Annotated in this window: 1 protein-coding gene, 1 pseudogene and 1 CRISPR repeat array; the gene and the pseudogene both read left to right on the top strand. The window is 42.1% G+C overall.

Annotated features, from left to right (window positions below; all coding sequences use genetic code 11):
- Positions 1-206: pseudogene (locus tag GBN19_RS15190) on the top strand (IS4 family transposase); the annotation flags it as partial.
- A 36-nt stretch (positions 207-242) separates the two neighbouring features.
- Positions 243-1,890: a CRISPR direct-repeat array (repeat unit 28 nt; unit sequence GTTCACTGCCATGTAGGCAGCTTAGAAA).
- Positions 1,891-2,001: 111 nt separating this feature from the next.
- On the top strand, positions 2,002-2,383 hold a 382-nt coding region (gene tnpA, locus GBN19_RS15185), incomplete at its 3' end, for an IS66-like element accessory protein TnpA (RefSeq protein ID WP_151778678.1).

Here is a 2,383-nt window from a genome sequence, read left to right as displayed (position 1 = left end):
CAATTCAGACACAAATCTGGATTGCGATGATCGCCTATTTATTGGTGAGTTTCGCTCAACATTTAGGGAAAACAGGTTGGACAGTTCAACGTTTACTCAGAATAATTCAAGTGAATTTGTTTGAAAGAAGAACTTTAAAAGCTTTATTTTCACCCGATAAAATACCCATAAAACAAGAGGAAGCTCAAATGAGCTTCCTCTTGTGAAAAATTGTGGGACAGCAATGGTGCTTACTGCCGTGTGTTCACTGCCATGTAGGCAGCTTAGAAAGATAACAGGGGTTTTTTAATGTCTTTTTTCATGTTCACTGCCATGTAGGCAGCTTAGAAAACGACCTTTCTTTTTAAAATCTCTACAACGATGTTCACTGCCATGTAGGCAGCTTAGAAAAGTCACGCGATTCATCAGCATTCTTTTCAATCGTTCACTGCCATGTAGGCAGCTTAGAAAATTAAGTTTCCATCTGATGTGAAGTCAGACGGGTTCACTGCCATGTAGGCAGCTTAGAAATTGACTTCGTATTTTCCTTTAAAGATTTGCGCGTTCACTGCCATGTAGGCAGCTTAGAAACGAAAGAAATCGCAGATGGTGCAATTTACAAAGTTCACTGCCATGTAGGCAGCTTAGAAATTGGGTTTGCTGAATCACATCCATTGCCAAGGGTTCACTGCCATGTAGGCAGCTTAGAAATCGTTTGTATGAGATATACGTGATGTACAAGAGTTCACTGCCATGTAGGCAGCTTAGAAAATCAAGGATTTGCTCTTTTGATGCGAGCTTCTGTTCACTGCCATGTAGGCAGCTTAGAAAGAGAAGCAAATAGAGTGACCGCTTGCCATGCCGTTCACTGCCATGTAGGCAGCTTAGAAAACGACTTAAAATCTATTGAGTAGTAACTAGGAGTTCACTGCCATGTAGGCAGCTTAGAAATTAGAATTGGTAAACCGAATATTCTGCGAAATGTTCACTGCCATGTAGGCAGCTTAGAAAATCACATATTTAAGATCATCAGGAGTACTTAAGTTCACTGCCATGTAGGCAGCTTAGAAATTGCATAATGAAAGCAATTATTCTTGATACAGGTTCACTGCCATGTAGGCAGCTTAGAAAAATAGAGTCTATTCTGCGCTTTACTTCGATCTGTTCACTGCCATGTAGGCAGCTTAGAAAAAATGCATGGCACGTAATGGCGTAACGGGCTGGTTCACTGCCATGTAGGCAGCTTAGAAAATCCATGTGGGTCACGACTTCTTTCAATGCAGGTTCACTGCCATGTAGGCAGCTTAGAAATTTATCAAGCTGCTGAGAAGGGGGGTCGCTAAGTTCACTGCCATGTAGGCAGCTTAGAAATGCTGTAATTCTTCGCCATATTTCATGGCTTCGTTCACTGCCATGTAGGCAGCTTAGAAAGTCACCATCAAAAGTTGCGCCGCCTTGCAGCGGTTCACTGCCATGTAGGCAGCTTAGAAAGACTGACGATTGGATTACTTCGATTGTAGTTGGTTCACTGCCATGTAGGCAGCTTAGAAATGTCATACTAACATTTGGATCATTAACATTATGTTCACTGCCATGTAGGCAGCTTAGAAAAACTTCAGCAATAGCTATCACAAATGGGGTCGGTTCACTGCCATGTAGGCAGCTTAGAAAAAAGCGAATCAGGCAATGTTTTGTCTTGGCGCGTTCACTGCCATGTAGGCAGCTTAGAAATTTTGTCGGCTATTATTGTTGGACTAAGTGCAGTTCACTGCCATGTAGGCAGCTTAGAAAAACTTGATTGAGTTAAAGGTTGATGTATTTTTGTTCACTGCCATGTAGGCAGCTTAGAAAATAATAGCAAATAAAACAATAAAATAGTTTATGTTCACTGCCATGTAGGCAGCATATTCGAATTTAGTGATGATATAGGGCAGTTATATCGTAAGCGTCCGCTGAGCCCCACTTTTTTTAACTCATTAATACCGCGATAGTGTCCACTAAAATTTAAGTGGACACCTATTTATGGATTTAAAGACAGTTATAGACACTGCACCAACGCTAAAAAAGCCCCGTCGAACCTTCACGGCTGAATTTAAACATCAACTTATTCAGCAATCCCAGCAGCCAGATACATCGGTGGCTAAGGTCGCAATGCAACATCAGATCAATGCCAATCTGTTGCATAAATGGATTCGTCAGTCCAGATCAATGGTTCCATCATTAACAATCTCATCCATTCCACAGACCGACTTCCTTCCCGTCATTCTTCACCCGACGCCAGTCAAACAAGAAGCACCTCCGCCACCTATACCAGAGAATAAAGCAGTTGCTCATATCAGGATTCCACTACGTGAGGAACAAGGTTCCGCAAGGGATCAGATGATCGAGATCGACTGGCCTGTGG

The sequence above is a fragment of the Acinetobacter brisouii genome (genome assembly GCF_008993995.1).
GTDB classification, from domain to species: domain Bacteria; phylum Pseudomonadota; class Gammaproteobacteria; order Pseudomonadales; family Moraxellaceae; genus Acinetobacter; species Acinetobacter brisouii_A.
Note: the sequence above shows the minus strand (reverse complement) of the source record. Positions and strands in the feature narration are given on the sequence as shown.